Source organism: Streptococcus sp. 959 (assembly GCF_013277075.1).
Classification (GTDB): domain Bacteria; phylum Bacillota; class Bacilli; order Lactobacillales; family Streptococcaceae; genus Streptococcus; species Streptococcus pseudopneumoniae_C.
The window spans coordinates 137,181-158,186 of sequence record NZ_VMMF01000016.1; the positions used below are offsets into that span (position 1 = coordinate 137,181).

The following is a 21,006-nucleotide window of genomic DNA, read 5'->3' on the forward strand; positions in this document are numbered from 1 at the left end:
AAGTCTATCAATCAAAAGAAAAGCTCATCTTGAGTACTGATAAGGCTATTTGCCAAGGGCAGTAGCTTTTTCTTTTGTAATACTAATTTTAGGAGTTTAACTATGTCTGAAAAATCGCAATGGGGTTCTAAACTAGGCTTTATCCTAGCATCTGCTGGTTCAGCCATCGGACTTGGAGCTGTTTGGAAATTCCCCTACATGACTGCTGCCAACGGTGGAGGAGGCTTTTTATTAGTCTTTCTCATTTCCACTATTCTAATCGGTTTCCCTCTTTTGCTAGCTGAATTTGCCCTCGGCCGAAGCGCTGGTGTCTCTGGGATTAAAACATTTGGAAAACTAGGCAAGAATAGTAAGTACAACTTTATCGGTTGGATTGGTGCCTTTGCCCTTTTTATTCTCTTATCTTTCTACAGTGTTATCGGTGGATGGATTCTGGTTTATCTGGGGATTGAGTTTGGAAAATTATTCCAACTTGGTGAAACGAGTGATTATGCTCAATTATTTACTTCAATCATTTCAAATCCATCCATTGCCCTAGGAGCTCAAGCAGCCTTTATCCTATTGAATATCTTTATTGTATCACGAGGTGTTCAGAAAGGGATTGAAAGAGCTTCTAAGGTCATGATGCCCCTGCTCTTTATTATCTTTGTCGTCATCATCGGTCGCTCCCTCAGCTTGCCAAATGCCATGGAAGGTGTTCTTTACTTCCTCAAACCAGACTTTTCTAAGCTGACAAGTGCTGGTCTCCTCTATGCTCTGGGACAATCTTTCTTTGCCCTCTCACTAGGGGTTACCGCCATGCTGACCTATGCGTCCTACTTGGACAAGAAAACCAATCTGGTCCAATCAGGAATCTCCATCGTAGCCATGAATATCTCGGTATCCATCATGGCAGGTCTAGCCATTTTCCCGGCCATGTCAGCCTTCAATATCCAGTCTGAAGGGGGGCCGAGCTTGCTCTTTATCGTCTTGCCTCAACTCTTTGATAAGATGACTTTTGGAACCATTTTCTACATTCTCTTCCTCTTGCTCTTCCTCTTTGCGACGGTCACTTCTTCTGTCGTAATGCTGGAAATCAATGTGGGTAATATCACCAATCAGGACAACAGCAAGCGTACCAAGTGGAGCACCATTTTAGGAATCTTGACCTTTGTCTTTGGAATTCCTTCAGCCTTGTCTTACGGTGTCATGGCGGATGTTCACATTTTTGAGAAGACTTTCTTTGACGCTATGGACTTCTTGGTTTCCAATCTTCTCATGCCATTTGGAGCCCTCTGCCTTTCACTTTTTACAGGCTACATCTTCAAAAAGGCTCTTGCTATGGAGGAACTTCATCTTGATGAAACAGCATGGAAACAGGGACTTTTCCAAGTCTGGCTCTTCCTTCTTCGTTTCATCATTCCAATCATCATCATTGTGGTCTTTATCGCCCAATTTATGTAATCAAAAAGGACTTGAGTAGTGAACTCAGGCCCTTTCTTTTTTATGGATGGCTAACAATCAATTCCAGACCTTGCCCTTCTAAGATCCAAGATTCAACATCACTTGGTAGGATAAAGTGGCTACCTTTTTGAATTGGATAGTTTTTCCCGTCAACAGTCAGTTGACCTTGACCAGCCAAGACACTAAACAAGCTGTATTCAGCTGTCTTTTCGAAGTCAACTTTTCCTGTGATTTCCCACTTGTAAACTGCAAAGAAATCATTGGATACAAGGAGAGTGGAACGCAAATCATCTGCTTTGACAGTCACAGGACGGCTATTGGCAGGCTCGCCAATGTTCAAAACATCGATAGATTTTTCAAGGTGAAGTTCACGCAAGTTGCCCTTGTCGTCCTTGCGGTCAAAGTCATAGACACGGTAAGTGGTATCGCTAGACTGCTGGGTTTCAAGAATCAAAATTCCTGATCCAATAGCATGCATGGTGCCACTTGGTACATAGAAGAAATCTCCAGCCTTAACAGGCACTTTTGTCAGCAAGGCATCCCAGTTTTTGTCCTCGATTTGCTGGCGGAGTTCTTCTTTGGATTTAGCATTGTGGCCGTAGATAATCTCTGAACCTTCATCCGCAGCGATGATGTACCAGCATTCTGTTTTTCCGAGTTCGCCTTCATGCTCTAGTCCATAAGCATCGTCTGGGTGAACTTGGACACTGAGCCAGTCGTTGGCATCGAGAATCTTCGTCAAGAGTGGAAATACAGGTTCTGGACGATTGCCAAATAATTCACGGTGTTCCGCATACAAAGTAGCTAGATCTGTTCCTTCAAAGCGACCATTGGCAACTTTAGAGACACCATTTGGATGAGCTGAGATAGCCCAGTATTCCCCGATTTTTTCACTTGGGATATCATAGCCAAACTCATCACGTAGCTTGGTTCCACCCCAAATTTTTTCTTGCATAACTGATTGTAAAAATAATGGTTCTGACATCATATTCTCCTGTCTGATTTTTCTCCCCTCATTATAGCAAAAAAAGAGTTCGAATTGAACTCTTTTTAATATCTTATAAAGTAGGGAGAAAATTTTATAAAAATAGTGAATAAATCCCTTCTTATGCTATAACTTTTGTTGGCGATCAAACTCTACTATGTCCTATTTCATACGATAAAAATCAATCACTAGACCGGCAGGGCCTTTAACTAATAAGGACTCTGTTCCCCAATCCGTTTCACAAGGACCGTGTAAAATCTCGACACCGATCTCTTTTAAACGTTGGTAATTCTGATTTAGATCCTCAACCTCAATATGAAGAATGATTCCTGACCGAAAGTTTTCCAAAGGAACCAAATGATTTTGGGACAACATCAGACAGTGACTGCCAATCGTAAACTGAGCAAAACTGTCATCAACATAATCGGACTTTTTATCCAAAATACGCTCCAAGTCAGCACAGGCTTTGGGAACATCTGAAACGATAATATCTAATTGATTTAAATTCATTTACTATCCTCCATAAAAAGACCGGATTACTCCGATCTTTTTAAGTTCCACGAAGGAATTATTTAATTGCGCGTGATTGCAAACCTTCTTCTTCCAAGAAGAGACGGAATGGTACGAGTTCTTCTGCTTCGTATTTTTCCTTGAAGGCTTTGATTGCTTCTTCTGAGTGAAGTTTTGGATCCAATTCAAGTACTTCTACTGGAAGTGGACGGTGTGGAGTGATGCGAGCATCGATAACAACAGTTTTACCTTCTTTGTTCAATTTAACAGCTTCTGCAACAACTGCATCGATATCTTCGATACGGTTTACTGTAAATCCAACAGCTCCTTGAGCTTCAGCAATTTTAGCGTAGTCAGCGTTTGTGAAGTCACAACCAAACAAGTGTTTGTTTGTGTCTTCGTATTTGTCCTTGATGAAGGCATATTTATCATTTGAGAAGACAACGTTGATAACTGGAAGGTCGTATTGAACGTTTGTGATAACGTCTGGGTAGCACATGTTAAATGCTCCATCACCCATGATGTTCCATACTTGGCGATCTGGATTGTCTTTCTTAGCAGCGATACCACCAGGAAGGGCAATACCCATTGTCGCAAAGAGTGGAGATGTGCGCCACATGTTCTTAGGTGTCATGTGAAGGTGACGAGTAGATGTTTGAGTAGTGTCACCTACGTCGATTGAGTAGATAGCGTCTTGATCAGCATGTTTGTTGATTGCATTGTAAACTTGGTACAATTGCAATTCACCCTCAGTTTTACCTTCGAGTTTGTTCATGTAATCACGCCAGTTTTGGTTGTTCTTAACGTTTGCACGCCACCATGGAGTTGATTCAACTGGGTTTACTTTATCAAGGATAGCTTTAGCTGCTTGACCTGCGTCACCAAGGATTGAAGCGTCAAGGGCATGACGTTTACCAAGTTTGTAAGGGTCAATATCCACTTGGATGAATTTTTCAGTATTCTTGAATGCTTCGTAAACTTCAGCAAATGGGAAGTTTGAACCAAGGAAAAGAACTGTGTCTGCTTCAAAGACCACTTCGTTGGCTGGTTTCCAACCAACACGGTAAGCAGAACCTGTCAAACCTTCATAGTTCCATTCGAAAGCTTCAAAGTTTTTACCAGTTGTGATGATTGGTGCTTTGATTTTACGTGACAATTCAGTGATCACTTCACCAGCTTTCACACCACCGTAACCAGCGTAAATAACTGGACGTTCAGCATTGTTCAAGATTTCAACAGCTTTGTTGATTTCAACTTCGTTCAAAGCAGGAGCGATGAATGAACGTTCGTATGAACCTGAACCGTAGTATGAATTTTCGTCGATTTCTTGGAAACCGAAGTTTACTGGGATTTCAACAACAGCTGGACCTTTTTTAGAAACTGCAGCACGGCAAGCTTCGTCAATAACTTTTGGCAATTGCTCAGCGTAAGCTACACGTTTGTTGTATACAGCGATACCGTTGTACATTGGGTTTTGGTTCAATTCTTGGAAAGCATCCATGTTCAATTCGTTAACTGGACGTGATCCAAGGATTGCTAGGAATGGAGTGTTATCCATAGCTGCATCGTAAACACCGTTAATCAAGTGAGTCGCACCTGGACCACCTGAACCAACTGCAACCCCGATTGAGCCGCCGAATTTAGCTTGCATAACCGCTGCAAGAGCACCTGTTTCTTCGTGGCGAACTTGCAAGAAACGGATATCTTTGTCTTCAGCCAAAGCGTCCATCAATGAGCTGAGTGTTCCTGATGGGATACCGTAGATTGTGTCTACGCCCCATGTTTTCAATACATTAAGCATTGCTGCAGATGCAGTAATTTTCCCTTGAGTCATAATGATAACTCTCCTTCAAATATTTTTAAATTTACTAAGAAACATTCATATAAATTATGAAAACGCTTTTAGTAAATTTATTACAATTCTAATTTACCACATTTAATTTTAGTTTACTAAGAATCTGCTCAGAAGTTTCTATTCTCTATTACAGTACAGCTTGAAAACGTTTTTAATATCTGTTTTATAATAAAAAGCGAGCAAGCCCGCTTTTAATCTATTTTACTAAAGTTTAGTAGGAGTGAACTGGTCAGAACAGATACAGAACTAAAGGCCATGGCTAGACCTGCCAGTTCTGGGTTGAGGGCCAGTCCAACACCTGAAAAGACTCCTGCTGCTATCGGAATTCCGACGACGTTGTAGATAAAGGCCCAGAAAAGATTGAGCAGAATTCGATTAAAGGTTTTCTTACTCATGTCAAAGGCACGAACCACTCCTAAGAGATTATTGGTTGTCAAGACCAAATCTGCTGACTCGATGGCGATATCTGTTCCAGCTCCCATGGCAATTCCCACATCTGCAACACTGAGCGCAGGGGCATCATTGATGCCATCACCAACAAAGGCTACTTTTCCAGCCGCTTGTAGTTTATGGATTTCGTTGGCTTTTTCTTCTGGCAAGACACCTGCAATGACCTCTTCGATTCCAATCTGATCTGCAATAGCACGCGCCACACCTGCATTGTCTCCTGTCAGCATGACTGTTTTAAGGCCTCGTTTTTTCAACTGACTGATGGCTAGCTTAGCATTTTCCTTAGGGATATCTTGCAGAGCAAGCAAGCCTTTGATTTCATTGTCCACAGCCAAAAACACAACTGTCTTAGCTTCTTTTTCCAGTTCTTCTAGTTTATCTTGATAAGTGCTAGAAATGTTCATGCCATCCAGCATTTTAGCATTTCCAAGCAGAACTTGTTTTCCATTGATTTGCCCTGAGACACCTTTTCCGTGCAAAGCTTGGAAATTTTCAACAGTTTGTAACTCAAGTCCAACTTCACTCGCTCGTTTCACAACGGCTTCAGCCAGTGGGTGTTGAGAAGCTTCTTCCAAAGAGGCTGCCAATCCAAGCACTTCTACTTCATCGCCGATGATATCTTTCACCACAGGCTTCCCTTCCGTCAAAGTCCCAGTCTTATCAAAGACAAGAGTTTGGACTTTCTGGATTTCCTGTAGAACCATTCCATTTTTGAGGAGAACTCCCATCTTGGCACTGCGTCCTGTCCCTACCATAAGGGCTGTCGGTGTTGCGAGCCCCAAGGCACAAGGGCAGGCGATAATCAAAACTGCCACTCCGTAGAGAAGAGAGGACACAAAGCTAGCTCCAAGCACGACTACACTATCTCTCAACAAGACAAACCAAACCCAAAAGGTCACAATCCCTAAAATGACAACTGCTGGAACAAAAATCCCTGAAACTTTATCAGTCAAGTCCTGAATCGGAGCACGACTTGTCTGAGCTTTCTTCACAAAATCCACAATCTGAGCCAAAACAGTCTCTGAACCAACTTTTTCTGCTCTAAAAACAAGTGTTCCACTATTATTGATGGTTGAACCAATGACGGTATCTCCAACTGTCTTGTCCACAGGCAGACTCTCACCTGTCACCATAGACTCATCAATACTAGAGATACCTTCTACTACGACACCATCAACAGCAATCTTTTCACCGGGACGCACTCGAATCAGGTCACCTACCTTGACTTGCTCCAAAGGGACTTGAACATAGCGATCCTCACGCAAGACTTCTGCTGTTTTAGCCTGCAAGTCCAGCAATTTCTCCACAGCTTGGGAAGTATTTTTCCGCATTTTCTCCTCAAAAACGGCTCCCATAAGAACGAAGAAGAAGATAAAGGCAGCACTTTCAAAGTAAACGGGGAGGCCAGCGAAGAGGGCAACTAAGCTATAGAAATAGGCCACTAGGGTTCCCAGAGCAACCAAGGTATCCATGTTGGCATTGTGCTTTTTAAAACTAGCCCAAGCACTTTGGATATAAGGACCACCTGCTACTAGCATAATCGGTGTTGTGGCTAAAAAGGTGCCCCAACGCATGACTTGGTGACTAATTCCTCCTGTCGACATCCCAATCATGAGGATTACAAGAGGCACAGTAAAGATACTAGTAATCCAAAAACGCTGTAAAAGTGATAGAGATTTTCGAGTCTTCTCAACAACTGTATAGCTTCCCTTTTGCATCTTCATACCACAAGAAAATTCATGTTGACCTAATTCTTGAGGTGTAAAACGAATGACTTTCTCCTCATCTACGCCGATTGGTTCCAAGATGCCTTCTTCTTCAAACAGAATTTCCTTGTAACAGTTTGAAGGAGTTGCTCGATGAAAGGTGATCTCAGCTGGAATCCCTTTTTGAAGCTGTATATGAGCTGGATGGTAGCCTTTGTCTGCCGTGATACGGATTTTTTGAACACCATTTTCAACACTTGCTTTTACAATTTCAGTCATATCATTCTCCTATTCTACAATCATCTTGCCGTGCATCATATTCATGCCACAAGAGAAACCATACTCTCCAGCCTGCTCAGGCGTGATTTCCACTATATACTCTTCCCCCATAGGCAGGTCCGCATGGACACCAAAGTCTGGAAAAACAATTTGGTCCAAACATGGTGAAGGATCCTTGCGGTCAAAGACAATGCGGGCTGGCACTGATTTCTTGAGGATAATCAACTCAGGCGTATAGCCCCCCATGACCTCCACTCGAATCTCTTGGTAGCCCTTTTTTTGCTGGGCTTTTTGTCCAGATTTTTCAGGCTTTTTGAAAAACCAAAACAAGATAAACGCGATAAGGGTAATACAAACAATGGTTACAATACTATTTAACATGACGTCTCCTTTACATACAATTACATCTTACTTCTGTTACAGCACTTGATTTCTTCTTAGAAATCGCAGCTTCCAAGTCAGCCAAGTCAGCCAGAGTAAAATCACATTCCATAATCAAATCAGCCAACAAGTTCTTAATCCTACGAGAACAAACCTTGTCCTTGATATCTTGGACAAGTAAATCCCGACTTTGGTCCAAAGTTAAAAGGGCTGAATAGACAAAGAACTTGCCTTCTTTTTTCCTTGTCAGACACTCTTTCTCAACCAAACGAGCCAAAAGAGTTTGAATGGTTGACTTGGACCAGTCGAACCGCTCCGCCAGAACCCTGATCAAATCCGTACTAGTCTGCTCTCCTTGCATCCAAATAATCTTCATGACCTGCCATTCTGCATCTGAAATCTGCATAATCACACCTCCAAAATCTACATTTGTCAATTACAATCATCAGTATACTATTAAAATCTACATTTGTCAACTATGAAATTAATTTTTTCTTTGAAAAATTGAATTTTAACCATATGATAAAGGATTTCCAGTCAATTTTTACTATATAAACTATAAAAATATGCTATACTAAAGAAAAAAGAAAACAACCACTAGGGGTGCGTAAAGCTGAGATTAACAACTGTTAGACCCTTTGACTCAATCTAGGTAATGCTAGCTGATGGAAGTGGAAATGATAATGTGGACTAGCAGTCTTCTATTACCTTTCTAAAACAGACCAGCTTGTTCTTAAGAATACAAACTTCAGTTGGTTGGGAGGTTTTAGATGACTTATTTACCCGTTGCCTTAACCATTGCAGGGACTGACCCTAGTGGTGGGGCTGGCATTATGGCTGACTTAAAGTCATTCCAAGCTAGAGATGTCTATGGAATGGCTGTTGTGACAAGTCTTGTCGCTCAAAATACCAGAGGCGTTCAGCTAATCGAGCATGTTTCTCCTCAAATGTTGAAAGCCCAATTGGACAGTGTCTTTTCTGATATCCCACCTCAGGCTGTAAAAACTGGGATGTTGGCAACTACTGAAATCATGGAAATTATCCAGCCCTATCTTAAAAAGCTGGATTGTCCCTACGTCCTTGATCCTGTTATGGTCGCTACGAGCGGAGACACCCTGATTGATACCAGTGCGAGAAGCTACCTAAAAACAAACCTGCTTCCCCTTGCAAGCATTATCACACCCAATCTTCCTGAAGCAGAAGAAATTGTTGGTTTTTCAATTCATAATCCTGAAGACATGCAACGTGCTGGTCGCCTGATTTTAAAAGAATTTGGTCCTCAGTCTGTGGTCATCAAAGGTGGCCATCTCGAAGGTGGTGCCAAGGATTTCCTCTTTACCAAGGATGAACAATTTGTCTGGGAAAGTCCAAGAATTCAAACCTGTCACACCCATGGTACTGGATGTACCTTTGCCGCTGTGATTACGGCTGAACTAGCCAAGGGCAAAAGTCTTTACCAGGCAGTTGATAAGGCCAAGGCCTTTATCACAAAAGCTATTCAAGACGCCCCTCAACTCGGTCATGGTTCTGGCCCAGTCAACCATACAAGCTTTAAAGATTAAAAAAACTCTCTAGTTCCCACTTTAAGGGAATTAGAGAGTTTTTGTACTTCTTCAAACTAGGTCAGCTTTATCTGCAATCTCAAAGCTGTATTTTGAGCAACCTGCAGCTAGCTTCCTAGTTTGCTCTTTAATTTTCATTGAGTATTAATTAGAAAATAATATCATCCAACTTTGTTAAAAAGGCTTGCGTTTTTGCCTCTACATCTTCTGCTTGCATCAGATCACGTACGACAGCTACACCAGCTATACCCGTACCGATAAGTTGGTCAATGTTCTCTGATGTCAAGCCGCCAATAGCAACTACTGGAATGGCAACCCTTTGGCAAATTGTTTTCAAGGTTGAAATCAGGGTGATAGGCGCATTTTCCTTGGTCGTAGTCGGGAAAATGGCTCCTGTCCCCAAATAATTCGCCCCTCCTTCTTCTGCCTCAATGGCTCTTTTTACAGTTTTAGCTGTGACACCGAGGATTTTTTCAGGACCTAGGACTTTGCGGGCAACCGAAACTGGTAGTTCATCGTCTCCGATATGCAGACCAGCAGCATCAACCGCAAGACAGATATCCAAACGATCATCGATGATCAGGGGTACCTGATAGGCATCTGTTATTTCCTTGACTTGTTTTGCCAGTTGATAATATTGATTGGTTGTGAGATTTTTTTCTCGTAATTGGACTATGGTAACCCCTGAACGGCAAGCCCTCTCAACCTTTTCAAGAAAGCTTTCCACGGAATCTTGGTAGCGATTGGTTACCAGATACAGTCTAAGCGCCTCTCTGTTCATAAACATCTCCTTTGATGGCTTCTAACCAGTTTTCATCTCTTTTTAGAAGAGAGAGTTGATTGAGAACTTGATAACGAAATTCTTCCAATCCCATTCCTTGAACAACTATTCTCTCAGCAGAGATATTGAGATAAGAAACTGCTAGGCAAGAAGCTTCAAATGCGGTCTTTCCTTGGCTGAGAAAAACAGCTGTCAAGGCTCCAACTAAGTCTCCTGTTCCTGTTATACAGTCTAATTCTGCACAGCCATTTCCCAGTACAGCGACCTGATTCTTCGAAACGATGAGGTCCTTGGGGCCTGTGACTAAGAATGACATACCTGGATAGGTCTGACACCAGTCTTTCAAAACTTGAAGCAAATCCTCAGTTTCTTGATCTTTAGCACTCGCATCGACCCCAACGCCGTGATGTTTTAAGCCAACAAGACTTCGAATTTCTGACATGTTTCCTTTAAGGACCGTAGGTCTATAGTCTAAAAGGTCTTTAACTAAGCTCTTACGAATGGATGAAGCTGTTACGCCAACCGCATCTACTACCATTGGGAGACCAGCTTGAGCTGCATAAGAAGCTGTCATACGGATTGCTTTTTCCTTCTCAGCTGACAAATGCCCCAAATTGATGAAGAGTGCCTGGCTTTGCTTAGTAAAATCAAGAACCTCACGAGGGTCATCTGCCATGACAGGTTTGCATCCCAGAGCCAAAATCCCATTTGCTAGCATCTCACAAGAAATCTCATTGGTAATGCAGTGAATGAGGGAAGTCGTTCCCAGAGGAAAAGGATTTGTCAATTCCTGCATCAGTTTATCCTTTCATCAAAGAAATATCCCTGCACTTTTTTAAAGAATTCCTGCTTGATTAAAAATCGAAAGGCAATAAAGGAAATCGCTGTACCGATTAGGGTTGCTCCGAAAAATCGAGGAGTGTAGATAAACCAGCTAAGCTTAGCAGCCGATCCTGTAAAGAGTACCATAACAGGATAGGAAACAATAGAACCGATAATACCTGTTCCCAAAATCTCTCCTAGAGCAGAATAATGGAATTTTCGACCGTACTTATAAAAGAGACCTGCTAGAAGGGCTCCAAAAGTCGCTCCTGTGAGAGCTAAAGGCGGAATCCCTTGAGTCGTCATACGGATAAAGGCTGTCACTGTAGCCATAGCCAAGGCATACACAGGTCCCATCATGATTCCTGCTAGAATATTAACTACACTGGACATCGGTGCCATTCCCTCAATCCGAAAGATAGGCGTAAGGACTACATCAAGGGCAATCATCATAGATAAAATGGTTAATTTATGAACTTGTAATTGGTGCTTTCTCATGTTTATTATTCTCCTTTTTCTAAAGACTGTAAATCGCTCTTCCAGGTTTGGTGTTGGTAGGCCATTTCCCAAAATTTAGCTTCCATATGAACACTAATGTGGAAGGCATCTAGCATTTTTTTCTTGTCTGTCTCGTCACTTTCTCGATAGAGTTGATTGACCAGAGCCCCTTCCTCTCTGATTTGCTGCTCCAACTCATCCGTAATATAAGTTTCAATCCATTGTTGGTAGAGAGGATTTGGTGATGGATTAAGATTGAGTTCCTTGCCTATATCATGGTACAACCATGGACACGGAAGTAAGCTCGCAAAAGCAATGGCTAGATTTGCTTCTTCAAATTGTCGATAAATATGCGAAACATAATGATAACAGGTTGGAGCAATTGGTTGCCGCTCCATTTCCTCATCATTAATTTTCAATTCCTTGAAAAATTGTTGGCGGATAAATAACTCACCCTCCACTAGACTCTGGGCATTTTGTTTCAAGAGTCTTTTCATCTCTTGGTTGGAAGTCTTTTCAGCCAAGATATCATAGGCTTTTGAAAAAGCATTTAAGTAGTAGGCATCCTGTATCAAGTAGTAACGGAAAATAGACGGGTCTAAATTTCCCTTTTGTAACTGCAAAACAAAGGGGTGCCTAAAGGAAGCCTGCCAGGACTCCCTCGATATTTCCATTGCAATATCTGTAAATTCCATAATAACTCCTTTATAAAAATAAACTGGTTTGAAGAATTAAAAATATAAGTAGGTAGATTAATTTTGTTTTTTTAGCAATATAAAAAGTCCTATAGCTATTCTTCAACTGTGCATGTTCGTCATATCCATGCGCCGACAGAGCTCTCAGATAAAGATGACGCCACCTAAAGACTGTCATCAGAACCTTGCTGTAAATCAAGGGAGACCAAAAATGCAGTTCTTGGCCACGTAACAAACAGGCCTCCTTTAAAGATTTAATTTCCTTCTGAATCAGAGGAAAAGCATTGAAAACCACTAGCAAGGCATAGGCCCAAGAACGTGACAATCCCTTTTGGGATAAATACAATAGTAACTCTTTTAGTGAGATGCTTGAGATAAATACAATTCCTATACAAACTGTCACAAAAGCCCTGCTTCCAAGTATAACTGCTTGAGAAGCATCACCATGCAAATGAACTGCCCAGTAGTTGGCAAAGGCTGGTAGAATAGCTAATAAAAGCATCCAAACCATCATACGAAACTTACGGTAAAAACTCATATAGACCATGCAAAAGAAGACGACCGATAAATTGAGAGTAACCGATGGAACAAAGGAGGTTTCCAAGGATAAAATCAGCAAGAAGAGACTGATAATCGGTGTCTGAGTTGCTACTTTGACCATACTATCTCACCTCCCTTTCATCTTCTATACCAAGAGATTTTATAGGCCTTGAGATAGACACTTCTTTTAGATGTTTTAAACCTGTAGCTGTCATTTCAACCCAGTAATCAACTATTGACACAAGAGGATCTAAACGATGGGAAATCACTAAAAAACTACGTCCCTTCTGGCTATCCTCCTTTATCCACTCACAGACATAATCACATGCTCTATCATCTAAACCTGCAAAAGGTTCATCTAGCAAGACTACAGTGGCTCTACTCGTCAGCATGGTCAATAATTGAATCATCTTTTGCTGACCACCACTTAATTGATAGGGGCTCTTATCGAGTGCCTGCTCCAGATTAAAATATCGTAAAGCTTGGAGTATCCGCTGATTTCTTTCAAAATTAGGTCCATCTAATTGAAGTTCCTCTTGCAGACTGACTCGGATAAACTGCTTCTCAGCTTCCTGAACAACACCCGTTAGGTCACGATACAAACTCTTTTTCTTTTTCAGGACTGCCCCCCTCCACGTAATGCGCCCTTTATACTTCTGAAACTGTAGAATGGAGCGAAAAAGGGTTGATTTTCCAACACCATTATCACCTAAGATACAGGAAATTCCTTCATAGAATGTAAAATCAGCAATGGAAAAGAGGGGACTATCATTCAGGACACAGGTCATTTTATCCATATGAAGAAGATTTGAACCAAAATCGACTTCCTTTGAAAAAACTTGTCTCGTTTCAGAGGAAGGAATTTTGAATAATTCCTTTAGTTCTCCATCTCTTAGCTCCACCATATGGTCGATATAGGCTTCATAGTCAGACAAATCATGATCACAAAGAATAATAGTCTTGCCTGCTTGAACCAGTTCCTTTAAAATTCCTAATATTTCAAGGCGGCTTTTTCGATCAATAGATGCAAAGGGCTCGTCTAAAAGATAGACTCTTGGATTCATGGCAAAAAGTACTGCTAAGGCCGCTTTCTGTTTTTCTCCACCGGATAATTGGTGAATCGGACGGTGGAGAATTTTTTGACTTCTACATTTCTCTACAACTTCTGCTATTTTAGACTCAATCTCTTGGATTGGGTAGGCAATATTTTCCAAGGTAAAAACCAGCTCCTCAAACAAGTTCTCCATGGTAAATTGATGATTGGGATTTTGAAAGAGAATACCAACCGTCTGGACACGTTCAATGATAGAAAGCTGACTGACCTCGCTCCCATTTATCAGGACTTGACCGCTATAGGGAAGAGAACTGACTTGGGCAATCATTTGAAAAAGACTAGATTTTCCTGAACCACTGCTCCCAACCAACAAGGTAAAGGCTTGCGCATGAAAAGTAAAATCAAGCGGCTCAGAGAAGATTGGGGACTGAATCGCTCGTAGTTCCAGCCCCATCTATGCCTTTCCTCCAGCTGAAAACTGATGATAGAGTTTGACAATAGCACGAACCAAGATGGTACAGAAGAAAAAGACGGAAATAAAACGTACTACAAGCAAGGAAAGGACAAAAGGAAGGGAGAAGGCGTAGTAACCTAACTTAATGTATTCATAGACAAAGCTAACAAGCGTAATCCCAATACTATTGGCAGTTAGAGAGAGCCAACTTTCATAGCGATTCTTGGTTACGATAAAACCAAGTTCACTTCCCAAACCTTGAACCAAGCCAGACAAAAGGGCACCTAGACCGAATTGGCTACCATAAAGGACTTCAGCAAGCGCAGCTAGCACTTCTCCAATCGTTGCACTTCCCACTCTTGGAACAAAAATGGCAGCAATAGGCGCAGCCATACACCAGAGACCAAAGAGGATTTCATTGGCAAAGGCCTGCAAGCCAAGAGGTGCTAAAATCAGGGTGAGGATATCAAATAGATAGCCGGATCCCACAAAAACGCCACCAAAAAAGATAGACAAGAAAGCAAGTAAAATAACATCTTTTAACTGCCATTTTTTCAACATAAAAAACTCCTTTTTTAAAGAAAAGTGGGGCATTCAAGGTGAGCTACCTAAATGCTTTGTATCATCTTCATCCAGTTTCGTAAAAGAAAAAACTCTAATTACAGATAGGAATTAGAGTTCAGCTTACAAGATTAGATGGTTAGTTTCTATAAATACAAAACCATTTCACATTTCCCTTCGCCAGTCTTAACTGTATCAGGTTCAATGGGTATCATCTCAGCCTAAAGCACCCCAAATGTCTTTATTATTTAATTATATAAATATTATAACAAACGATTTTTTCCAGTTCAAGAAATTGAACTGAAAATACAGCAGATCTTTCTTTGGTTAGATAGATACCTATTGTTCACTCATTTCTCGAACAGTTTTTTCTATATTTTTTGCATACGATATTGCTGAAATGATTGAAACACCGTCAACATTGGTCTTCATAATGTCTTTAATATGTTGCGTCTGTATCCCACCAATTGCAACTAAGGGCATTTGTGGCAATAGTTTTCTCATCAATTTAAGACCTTCATAACCTATAGCACCACCAGCATCATCTTTTGACTGGGTATCAAATACAGGACCAACACCAACATAATCTACATATTCAACTTTTGATTGTTGAAATTCTTCCTCGTTTTTTATAGAAAGACCAATTATTTTATCTGGCATCAATTTTCTAATTTCATCAACTCCAAGGTCATCTTGTCCTACATGTACGCCATCAGCGTCAATTTCCATCGCCAAATCAATATCATCATTAACAACAAACGGAACATTGTATTTTTTACAAAGATCCTGTAGTTTAATTGCTAATTCGACTTTTTCTTTACCTTCTAAGGCTCCCTCACCTTTTTCACGAAATTGAAATAAGGTTATACCACCTTTTAAAGCTTCCTCAACGACTGTATATAAATCTTTTCCTTTGCAAGTAGTCGTTCCACAAATAAAATATAGTTTTAGTAATTCTTTATGAAACATCTTACTTCACTCTTTTGAATTCCTTTACATCTTCATCTGTAATCTCATATAAAGCATTTATAAATTCAACTTTAAATGTTCCAGGAAGATGTCCATTTGGACGTTTTTCTGCCATTTCTCCAGCGATATTGTAAACCAACATTGCTGTTTCTAGTGATTTCAATTCTTGACCTTTTTCAAGTCCGATAAAGCTTGCTACTACAGCACCTAATAAGCATCCTGTCCCAATAACTTTTGGCATCATGGCACTACCATTATGAATCGTTACCACTTCTCCATTTACCGCAATAGCATCCACTTCACCTGTTACTATTATAGGAATATTGAACTTCTCATTTGCTGCTAGAGCAATTTCGTCAATATTATCTACACCTGCACTATCTACTCCTTTAGATGCCACATTTATTCCTACTAAAGAGGCAATCTCGCCAGCATTTCCCCTAATCGCTGCGAGCTTGTAATTATTTATTAAATCTTCGGATACTTTTTTTCTATAAGATCCTGCTCCACAAGCTACAGGATCTAAAACTGCTGGGACATTATATTTCTCTGCAATTTTCAGAGCAGCTTGGTATAATTTCCAATTTTCATCTGTCAATGTTCCTATGTTTATTAATAAACCACCAGCATACTTTAACAAATCCTCTAAATCTGCAGGAAACTCACTCATGGCTGGTGATGCACCCAGTGCTACTAATCCATTTGCTGTGAAATTTTTTACTACATCATTGGTTATGCAAATGACCAAAGGTGTTTTTTCTTTTAATAATTTTAAACTTGTCATATTGAAATCCTTCCTTTTTCACTTTATACGATCTACTGATTTCGATTTATCTCTATCTTTCGTTAAGAAATTTTTTTACATTGAATGATTTACCTCGTCAAATTTGTCAGTATCCTTAACTTTCCCTAGGCGTCATAACCAATATCAAAAAAGGCTAATTCTAAAGAAACTGCTTGGTTCCAGCGTTGCTGAAGTTCTGTCAAATCTTCTAGACCTTTCCCAACACGATTGAGTTCGTCAACCAGAAATTGAACCCACTCTGCAAAGAAAGGACCTCTGTGGAGATTGATCCATTCCGAATGAATATAGGATTCAGGTAGAGCTAAATCTTTAGAACCCCAGTCTAAATAGAGACCTTCTGCAATGACCAGCATGACCAAAAGATGGGCATAGTCTGATGAAGCCACTGCCGAATACATTAGATCCTGAAAGGCTTTTGTTACAGGGTGCAAGGTCACTTCCAGATAGTCATTCTCAGATACTTTTAACTCTTTGAAAGCCTTTTGGAAATAACCGTCTTCATCTGCTTCAAGAAAGCCTAGTTGCTTGGCAAAACGAAGCTTGGATTCAAGCTGATCTGCGTGGGCTACGCAAGCACCCAGCATGGATAAGAAGGCATCAAAGAAGTGATAATCTTGAATTAGGTAGTCTTTTAAGACCTTATTCTCAATTGTCCCCGCAAAAAGTTCCTTAACAAAACGATGATTGATTGCATCCTCCCAATTCTTCTGACTGCTTTTTAATAATTCTCCAACAGTCAAACCTGGCTGAAATGCATAGTCTTGTGTTTCCATATTTACTTCTCCTCTCTTTAATCGTTCGTAATCAACAAAACATCAAGAAAATCCTAGTTTTACTTGACCTTTTTAAAGAAAATCAAGGGCGTTCAAGAAGAGCTACCTAAATGCTTTGTATCACCTTCATTCAGCTTATAGAAACAAAAAAACTCCAATTACAATCAAGAATTAGAGTTGACTTACAAGATTAGATCGTTCATTTCGATATACGAAAAAACGTTGCACATTTCCCTTCGCCAGTCTTAACTGTATCAGGTTCAATGGGTATCATCTCAGCCTAAAGCACCCCAAATGTCTTTATTATTTAATTACTGGACCATTATAGCAAAAAATGAAAGCCCTAGCAAGATATTTGATTAGAAAATATATTTATATAGTTTTTAATGGTGATTTATTCTTCCTATTGACGAAGAAAAACCTCCACATTCAGTGGAGGCAATCTATTTTATCAATACAATTTTAAGTCACGAGGATCAACTGGGAAGGTTGGATTATATGGGTTGTGACGGAGTTTGAAGTGTTTGACATCTTCAATAGTCTGAGTTCCAGACAATTGCATAACTGTCTTCAATTCTGCATTCAAGTGTTCAAAGACTTGACGCACACCGACACTACCACCGAGGGCCAAGCCATAGATAACAGGGCGACCAATAGCTACCAAGTCTGCTCCTGAAGCCAAGGCTTTAAAGACGTGTTGACCACGACGAATACCTGAGTCAAAGACGATTGGCACACGTTTATCAACTGCTTCTGCTACTTCTTGAAGTGAATCAAAGGCAGCTGGTCCACCATCGATTTGACGGCCACCGTGGTTAGTTACCCAGATACCAGAGGCACCTGCAGCAAGCGAACGTTCAACGTCCTCACGGCATTGTGGTCCCTTGACATACACAGGAAGTCCTGAGTATTCAGCGATAAATTCTACATCACGTGGAGACAAGCGTTGTTTAGCTGATTTGTAAACAAAGTCCATTGATTTACCAGCACCTTCTGGCAGGTATTCTTCAACAATCGGCATGCCAACTGGGAAGACAAAACCATTGCGCTTATCCACCTCACGATTGCCTCCTACAGTCGCATCTGCTGTCAAGACAATCGCTTTATAACCTTCGGCCTTCACACGGTCCATGATGTGGCGGTTGATACCGTCATCCTTACTAAAGTAAAATTGGAACCAGTGAGGTGTCCCTTGAAGGGCTTCTGTAATTTCTGGAAGATCTACAGTAGAGTAAGAGCTAGTTGTATAAAGCGAACCGAATTCATGCACACCACGCGCAGTCGCCACTTCACCCTGTTCATTTGCCAATTTATGAGCTGCAACAGGCGCCATAATGATTGGTGAAGACAATTTTTCACCAGCAAATTCAATCTCTGTACTTGGATTTTCAACATCACAAAGCGTATGAGGAACGATGAGTTTGTGGTTAAAGGCGCGGATATTCTCTCTTAAAGTGAAAGTATCTTCCGCCCCACTAGCGATATAGCCAAATGCTGCTTTCGGAATAACTTGTTGTGCCATTGGCTCCAAATCATAAGTATTGATGAAATCTACAGGACCTTCTGCATTGCTTGTTTTGTATGACATAAAATGCCCTCCTTAATAAGTAAGCGTTTACTTTGTATATTACAAAGATATTTTAACTCTTTTTTCAAAATTTTTCAAATATTTTGTTTGGAAATTTCAGAAATTTTATTTCTATGATAAAAAATCCTTATAACGACAATAAAAAATACATATTATCCAAAGGAGATTTTAAGTGCTACAATAACTGTATTATTTCTAGATGGGAGGTTCTATTTTTGGATTGGTCCATTGTTGAACAATATCTACCACTATATCAAAAGGCATTTCTTCTGACCTTACATATTGCATTTTGGGGGATTCTGGGATCCTTTCTGCTCGGTTTAATCGTTAGTATCATCCGACATTATCGAATCCCTGTTTTGGCGCAAGTAGCGACAGCCTACATTGAATTGTCACGCAACACGCCCCTTTTGATTCAACTCTTCTTTCTCTATTTCGGACTTCCCCGAATAGGGATTGTCCTATCTTCGGAAGTCTGTGCAACGCTAGGACTGGTCTTTTTAGGAGGTTCCTACATGGCAGAATCTTTCCGAAGTGGGCTGGAAGCCGTCAGTCAAACTCAGCAGGAGATTGGATTAGCTATCGGTCTGACACCTATACAGGTCTTTCGCTATGTGGTTCTTCCGCAAGCAACAGCGGTAGCACTCCCCTCCTTTAGTGCCAATGTCATTTTCCTCATCAAGGAAACCTCTGTTTTCTCAGCAGTAGCCTTGGCCGACCTCATGTATGTCGCCAAGGACTTGATTGGGCTCTATTATGAGACAGACATTGCGCTTGCTATGTTGATAGTTGCTTATCTGATGATGCTGCTACCCATCTCACTAATCTTTAGCTGGATAGAAAGGAGGCTCCGCCATGCAGGATTCGGGAATCCAAGTACTCTTTCAGGGAAATAATCTCCTGAGAATCTTACAGGGACTGGGCGTTACGATTGGAATATCCATCCTGTCTGTCCTCTTATCCATGATGTTCGGAACAATCATGGGAATCATCATGACCTCCCATTCTAGAATTGTACGATTTTTAACACGATTGTATCTGGAATTCATCCGTATCATGCCCCAGCTGGTGCTACTCTTCATCGTTTACTTTGGCTTGGCTAGAAACTTTAATATCAATATCTCAGGCGAGACTTCTGCTATTATCGTTTTTACCCTCTGGGGAACAGCTGAAATGGGGGACTTGGTTCGTGGAGCCATCACTTCCCTCCCTAAACATCAGTTTGAAAGTGGACAGGCGCTCGGCTTGACCAATGTTCAACTTTACTACCACATCATCATCCCACAGGTTTTGAGAAGACTGCTACCTCAGGCCATTAACCTTGTCACTCGGATGATCAAAACCACTTCCTTGGTTGTTTTGATTGGGGTTGTTGAAGTGACCAAGGTTGGACAACAAATCATCGACAGCAATCGCCTGACTATCCCAACTGCTTCTTTTTGGATTTATGGAACCATTCTAGTCTTGTATTTCGCAGTCTGCTTTCCTATTTCCAAACTATCCACACACTTAGAAAAACATTGGAGGAACTAAATGTCTGAAACTATCTTAGAAATCAAGGAACTAAAAAAATCCTTCGGAGACAATCCCATCCTCCAAGGTCTATCTCTACAAATCAATAAAGGAGAAGTTGTGGTTATCCTAGGGCCATCTGGTTGTGGGAAAAGTACCCTCCTTCGTTGCCTCAATGGCTTAGAAAGTATTCAATGTGGAGATATTCTTCTGGATGGTCAGTCTATCGTTGAAAATAAAAAAGATTTTCACCTGGTTCGCCAAAAGATTGGCATGGTCTTTCAAAGCTATGAACTCTTTCCCCATCTAGATGTCCTTCAAAACCTCATCCTAGGCCCTATCAAGGCTCAAGGGAGAGACAAGAAGGAAGTAACGGAAGAAGCTCTGCAACTACTGGAACGTGTTGGTTTACTAGACAAACAACATAGCTTTGCGCGTCAATTATCTGGTGGACAGAAGCAACGGGTGGCAATTGTCCGTGCCCTCCTCATGCATCCAGAAATTATCCTTTTTGACGAAGTGACTGCTTCGCTGGATCCAGAAATGGTGCGTGAGGTGCTGGAACTTATCAATGATTTGGCTCAAGAAGGTCGTACCATGATTTTAGTAACCCACGAAATGCAGTTTGCCCAAGCTATTGCCGATCGGATTATCTTCCTAGACCAAGGGAAAATCGCTGAAGAAGGAACAGCTCAAGCCTTCTTTACCAATCCGCAAACCAAGCGAGCCCAGGAATTTTTAAACGTCTTTGACTTTAGCCAATTTGGCTCATATCTATAAAGG

General features: G+C 40.9%; 22 protein-coding genes and 3 riboswitches. Of the genes, 5 read left to right on the top strand and 17 right to left on the bottom strand.

Going from position 1 to position 21,006, the window contains the following annotated elements; all coding sequences use genetic code 11:
- Positions 1–102 precede the first annotated feature (102 nt).
- Positions 103–1,443, top strand: coding sequence for a sodium-dependent transporter (locus HT717_RS09790; protein WP_049541205.1), 1,341 nt, complete (start codon positions 103–105; stop codon positions 1,441–1,443).
- Positions 1,444–1,483: 40 nt separating this feature from the next.
- On the opposite strand, the gene manA is transcribed toward HT717_RS09790, so the two are convergent.
- The 6 genes from manA to HT717_RS05815 all read right to left on the bottom strand — a co-directional run bounded on the left by manA (position 1,484) and on the right by HT717_RS05815 (position 8,015).
- On the bottom strand, positions 1,484–2,428 hold the full coding sequence (manA, locus tag HT717_RS05790; protein ID WP_049541202.1) for a mannose-6-phosphate isomerase, class I: 945 nt from the start codon (positions 2,426–2,428) through the stop codon (positions 1,484–1,486).
- Between the two features lie 162 nt (positions 2,429–2,590).
- Positions 2,591–2,938 carry a VOC family protein gene (locus HT717_RS05795; protein WP_049541199.1) on the bottom strand — a complete coding sequence of 116 codons (348 nt, stop codon included), beginning with the start codon at positions 2,936–2,938 and terminating at the stop codon, positions 2,591–2,593.
- 58 nt (positions 2,939–2,996) lie between these two features.
- Positions 2,997–4,772, bottom strand: coding sequence for a pyruvate oxidase (gene spxB, locus HT717_RS05800; protein WP_000191823.1), 1,776 nt, complete (start codon positions 4,770–4,772; stop codon positions 2,997–2,999).
- A 212-nt stretch (positions 4,773–4,984) separates the two neighbouring features.
- Positions 4,985–7,228 (bottom strand): heavy metal translocating P-type ATPase, encoded by a 2,244-nt coding sequence (locus HT717_RS05805; RefSeq protein WP_049541197.1) that lies wholly within the window; start codon positions 7,226–7,228, stop codon positions 4,985–4,987.
- 9 nt (positions 7,229–7,237) lie between these two features.
- Positions 7,238–7,609 (bottom strand): cupredoxin domain-containing protein, encoded by a 372-nt coding sequence (locus HT717_RS05810; RefSeq protein WP_000935079.1) that lies wholly within the window; start codon positions 7,607–7,609, stop codon positions 7,238–7,240.
- Positions 7,610–7,619: 10 nt separating this feature from the next.
- Entirely contained in the window at positions 7,620–8,015 is a 396-nt protein-coding gene (locus tag HT717_RS05815) for a CopY/TcrY family copper transport repressor (RefSeq protein ID WP_049541195.1), read from the bottom strand.
- Positions 8,016–8,198: 183 nt separating this feature from the next.
- Positions 8,199–8,296, top strand: a riboswitch (TPP riboswitch).
- Between the two features lie 83 nt (positions 8,297–8,379).
- Here HT717_RS05815 and thiD point away from each other — a divergent pair.
- Positions 8,380–9,171: a bifunctional hydroxymethylpyrimidine kinase/phosphomethylpyrimidine kinase gene (gene thiD / locus HT717_RS05820; RefSeq protein WP_049541193.1), complete on the top strand. Its 792-nt coding sequence runs from the start codon at positions 8,380–8,382 to the stop codon at positions 9,169–9,171.
- A 148-nt stretch (positions 9,172–9,319) separates the two neighbouring features.
- Here thiD and thiE (HT717_RS05825) read toward each other — a convergent pair whose 3' ends face one another.
- From thiE (HT717_RS05825) to lctO, 11 genes are all read right to left on the bottom strand, one after another.
- On the bottom strand, positions 9,320–9,952 hold the full coding sequence (gene thiE, locus HT717_RS05825; RefSeq protein WP_049541191.1) for a thiamine phosphate synthase: 633 nt from the start codon (positions 9,950–9,952) through the stop codon (positions 9,320–9,322).
- Positions 9,933–10,748, bottom strand: coding sequence for a hydroxyethylthiazole kinase (locus HT717_RS05830; protein ID WP_049541190.1), 816 nt, complete (start codon positions 10,746–10,748; stop codon positions 9,933–9,935). The genes thiE (HT717_RS05825) and HT717_RS05830 overlap by 20 nt, the downstream gene beginning before the upstream one ends.
- Positions 10,748–11,272: an energy coupling factor transporter S component ThiW gene (thiW, locus tag HT717_RS05835; RefSeq protein ID WP_049541188.1), complete on the bottom strand. Its 525-nt coding sequence runs from the start codon at positions 11,270–11,272 to the stop codon at positions 10,748–10,750. Before thiW ends, HT717_RS05830 begins: the two co-directional genes overlap by 1 nt.
- A gap of 5 nt (positions 11,273–11,277) precedes the next feature.
- Positions 11,278–11,967 (bottom strand): thiaminase II, encoded by a 690-nt coding sequence (gene tenA / locus HT717_RS05840; RefSeq protein WP_049541186.1) that lies wholly within the window; start codon positions 11,965–11,967, stop codon positions 11,278–11,280.
- A gap of 10 nt (positions 11,968–11,977) precedes the next feature.
- A complete protein-coding gene (locus tag HT717_RS05845; protein ID WP_049541184.1) occupies positions 11,978–12,628 on the bottom strand; it encodes an energy-coupling factor transporter transmembrane component T in 651 nt (216 codons plus the stop codon).
- A 1-nt stretch (position 12,629) separates the two neighbouring features.
- Complete coding sequence (locus HT717_RS05850; RefSeq protein WP_173304675.1) at positions 12,630–14,015, bottom strand: ABC transporter ATP-binding protein; 1,386 nt, start codon at positions 14,013–14,015, stop codon at positions 12,630–12,632.
- Positions 14,016–14,576, bottom strand: coding sequence for an ECF transporter S component (locus tag HT717_RS05855; RefSeq protein ID WP_049539482.1), 561 nt, complete (start codon positions 14,574–14,576; stop codon positions 14,016–14,018).
- A 155-nt stretch (positions 14,577–14,731) separates the two neighbouring features.
- A riboswitch (TPP riboswitch) is annotated at positions 14,732–14,820 on the bottom strand.
- A 95-nt stretch (positions 14,821–14,915) separates the two neighbouring features.
- On the bottom strand, positions 14,916–15,545 hold the full coding sequence (gene thiE / locus HT717_RS05860; protein ID WP_173304677.1) for a thiamine phosphate synthase: 630 nt from the start codon (positions 15,543–15,545) through the stop codon (positions 14,916–14,918).
- Position 15,546: 1 nt separating this feature from the next.
- Entirely contained in the window at positions 15,547–16,329 is a 783-nt protein-coding gene (gene thiM, locus HT717_RS05865; protein ID WP_140833148.1) for a hydroxyethylthiazole kinase, read from the bottom strand.
- A 125-nt stretch (positions 16,330–16,454) separates the two neighbouring features.
- Positions 16,455–17,123 carry a TenA family protein gene (locus HT717_RS05870; protein WP_173304679.1) on the bottom strand — a complete coding sequence of 223 codons (669 nt, stop codon included), beginning with the start codon at positions 17,121–17,123 and terminating at the stop codon, positions 16,455–16,457.
- A gap of 214 nt (positions 17,124–17,337) precedes the next feature.
- Positions 17,338–17,426, bottom strand: a riboswitch (TPP riboswitch).
- 148 nt (positions 17,427–17,574) lie between these two features.
- Positions 17,575–18,711, bottom strand: coding sequence for an L-lactate oxidase (lctO, locus tag HT717_RS05875; RefSeq protein WP_006145218.1), 1,137 nt, complete (start codon positions 18,709–18,711; stop codon positions 17,575–17,577).
- A gap of 215 nt (positions 18,712–18,926) precedes the next feature.
- Between lctO and HT717_RS05880 the strand changes: the two genes are divergently transcribed.
- The 3 genes from HT717_RS05880 to HT717_RS05890 are packed head-to-tail and all read left to right on the top strand — an operon-like array spanning position 18,927 to position 21,003.
- A complete protein-coding gene (locus tag HT717_RS05880; RefSeq protein WP_173304681.1) occupies positions 18,927–19,607 on the top strand; it encodes an amino acid ABC transporter permease in 681 nt (226 codons plus the stop codon).
- Positions 19,567–20,244, top strand: a complete 678-nt coding sequence (locus HT717_RS05885) for an amino acid ABC transporter permease (protein WP_061759181.1) — start codon at positions 19,567–19,569, stop codon at positions 20,242–20,244. The genes HT717_RS05880 and HT717_RS05885 overlap by 41 nt, the downstream gene beginning before the upstream one ends.
- The gene (locus tag HT717_RS05890) at positions 20,245–21,003 is read left to right on the top strand and encodes an amino acid ABC transporter ATP-binding protein (RefSeq protein WP_061759180.1); all 759 of its coding nucleotides are present in this window, start codon (positions 20,245–20,247) and stop codon (positions 21,001–21,003) included.
- Positions 21,004–21,006 lie beyond the last annotated feature (3 nt).

Bases quoted from the DNA above. Each gene is read 5' to 3' on its own strand.
- HT717_RS05805 (WP_049541197.1), bottom strand. From the start codon at position 7,228: ATGACTGAAATTGTAAAAGCAAGTGTTGAAAATGGTGTTCAAAAAATC.
- manA (WP_049541202.1), bottom strand. From the start codon at position 2,428: ATGTCAGAACCATTATTTTTACAATCAGTTATGCAAGAAAAAATTTGG.
- thiD (WP_049541193.1), top strand. From the start codon at position 8,380: ATGACTTATTTACCCGTTGCCTTAACCATTGCAGGGACTGACCCTAGT.
- HT717_RS05870 (WP_173304679.1), bottom strand. From the start codon at position 17,123: ATGGAAACACAAGACTATGCATTTCAGCCAGGTTTGACTGTTGGAGAA.
- HT717_RS05850 (WP_173304675.1), bottom strand. From the start codon at position 14,015: ATGGGGCTGGAACTACGAGCGATTCAGTCCCCAATCTTCTCTGAGCCG.
- thiE (WP_173304677.1), bottom strand. From the start codon at position 15,545: ATGTTTCATAAAGAATTACTAAAACTATATTTTATTTGTGGAACGACT.
- HT717_RS05815 (WP_049541195.1), bottom strand. From the start codon at position 8,015: ATGCAGATTTCAGATGCAGAATGGCAGGTCATGAAGATTATTTGGATG.
- HT717_RS05890 (WP_061759180.1), top strand. From the start codon at position 20,245: ATGTCTGAAACTATCTTAGAAATCAAGGAACTAAAAAAATCCTTCGGA.
- HT717_RS09790 (WP_049541205.1), top strand. From the start codon at position 103: ATGTCTGAAAAATCGCAATGGGGTTCTAAACTAGGCTTTATCCTAGCA.
- spxB (WP_000191823.1), bottom strand. From the start codon at position 4,772: ATGACTCAAGGGAAAATTACTGCATCTGCAGCAATGCTTAATGTATTG.
- HT717_RS05885 (WP_061759181.1), top strand. From the start codon at position 19,567: ATGCAGGATTCGGGAATCCAAGTACTCTTTCAGGGAAATAATCTCCTG.
- thiE (WP_049541191.1), bottom strand. From the start codon at position 9,952: ATGAACAGAGAGGCGCTTAGACTGTATCTGGTAACCAATCGCTACCAA.
- HT717_RS05795 (WP_049541199.1), bottom strand. From the start codon at position 2,938: ATGAATTTAAATCAATTAGATATTATCGTTTCAGATGTTCCCAAAGCC.
- HT717_RS05830 (WP_049541190.1), bottom strand. From the start codon at position 10,748: ATGCAGGAATTGACAAATCCTTTTCCTCTGGGAACGACTTCCCTCATT.
- tenA (WP_049541186.1), bottom strand. From the start codon at position 11,967: ATGGAATTTACAGATATTGCAATGGAAATATCGAGGGAGTCCTGGCAG.
- lctO (WP_006145218.1), bottom strand. From the start codon at position 18,711: ATGTCATACAAAACAAGCAATGCAGAAGGTCCTGTAGATTTCATCAAT.
- thiM (WP_140833148.1), bottom strand. From the start codon at position 16,329: ATGACAAGTTTAAAATTATTAAAAGAAAAAACACCTTTGGTCATTTGC.
- thiW (WP_049541188.1), bottom strand. From the start codon at position 11,272: ATGAGAAAGCACCAATTACAAGTTCATAAATTAACCATTTTATCTATG.
- HT717_RS05845 (WP_049541184.1), bottom strand. From the start codon at position 12,628: ATGGTCAAAGTAGCAACTCAGACACCGATTATCAGTCTCTTCTTGCTG.
- HT717_RS05855 (WP_049539482.1), bottom strand. From the start codon at position 14,576: ATGTTGAAAAAATGGCAGTTAAAAGATGTTATTTTACTTGCTTTCTTG.
- HT717_RS05810 (WP_000935079.1), bottom strand. From the start codon at position 7,609: ATGTTAAATAGTATTGTAACCATTGTTTGTATTACCCTTATCGCGTTT.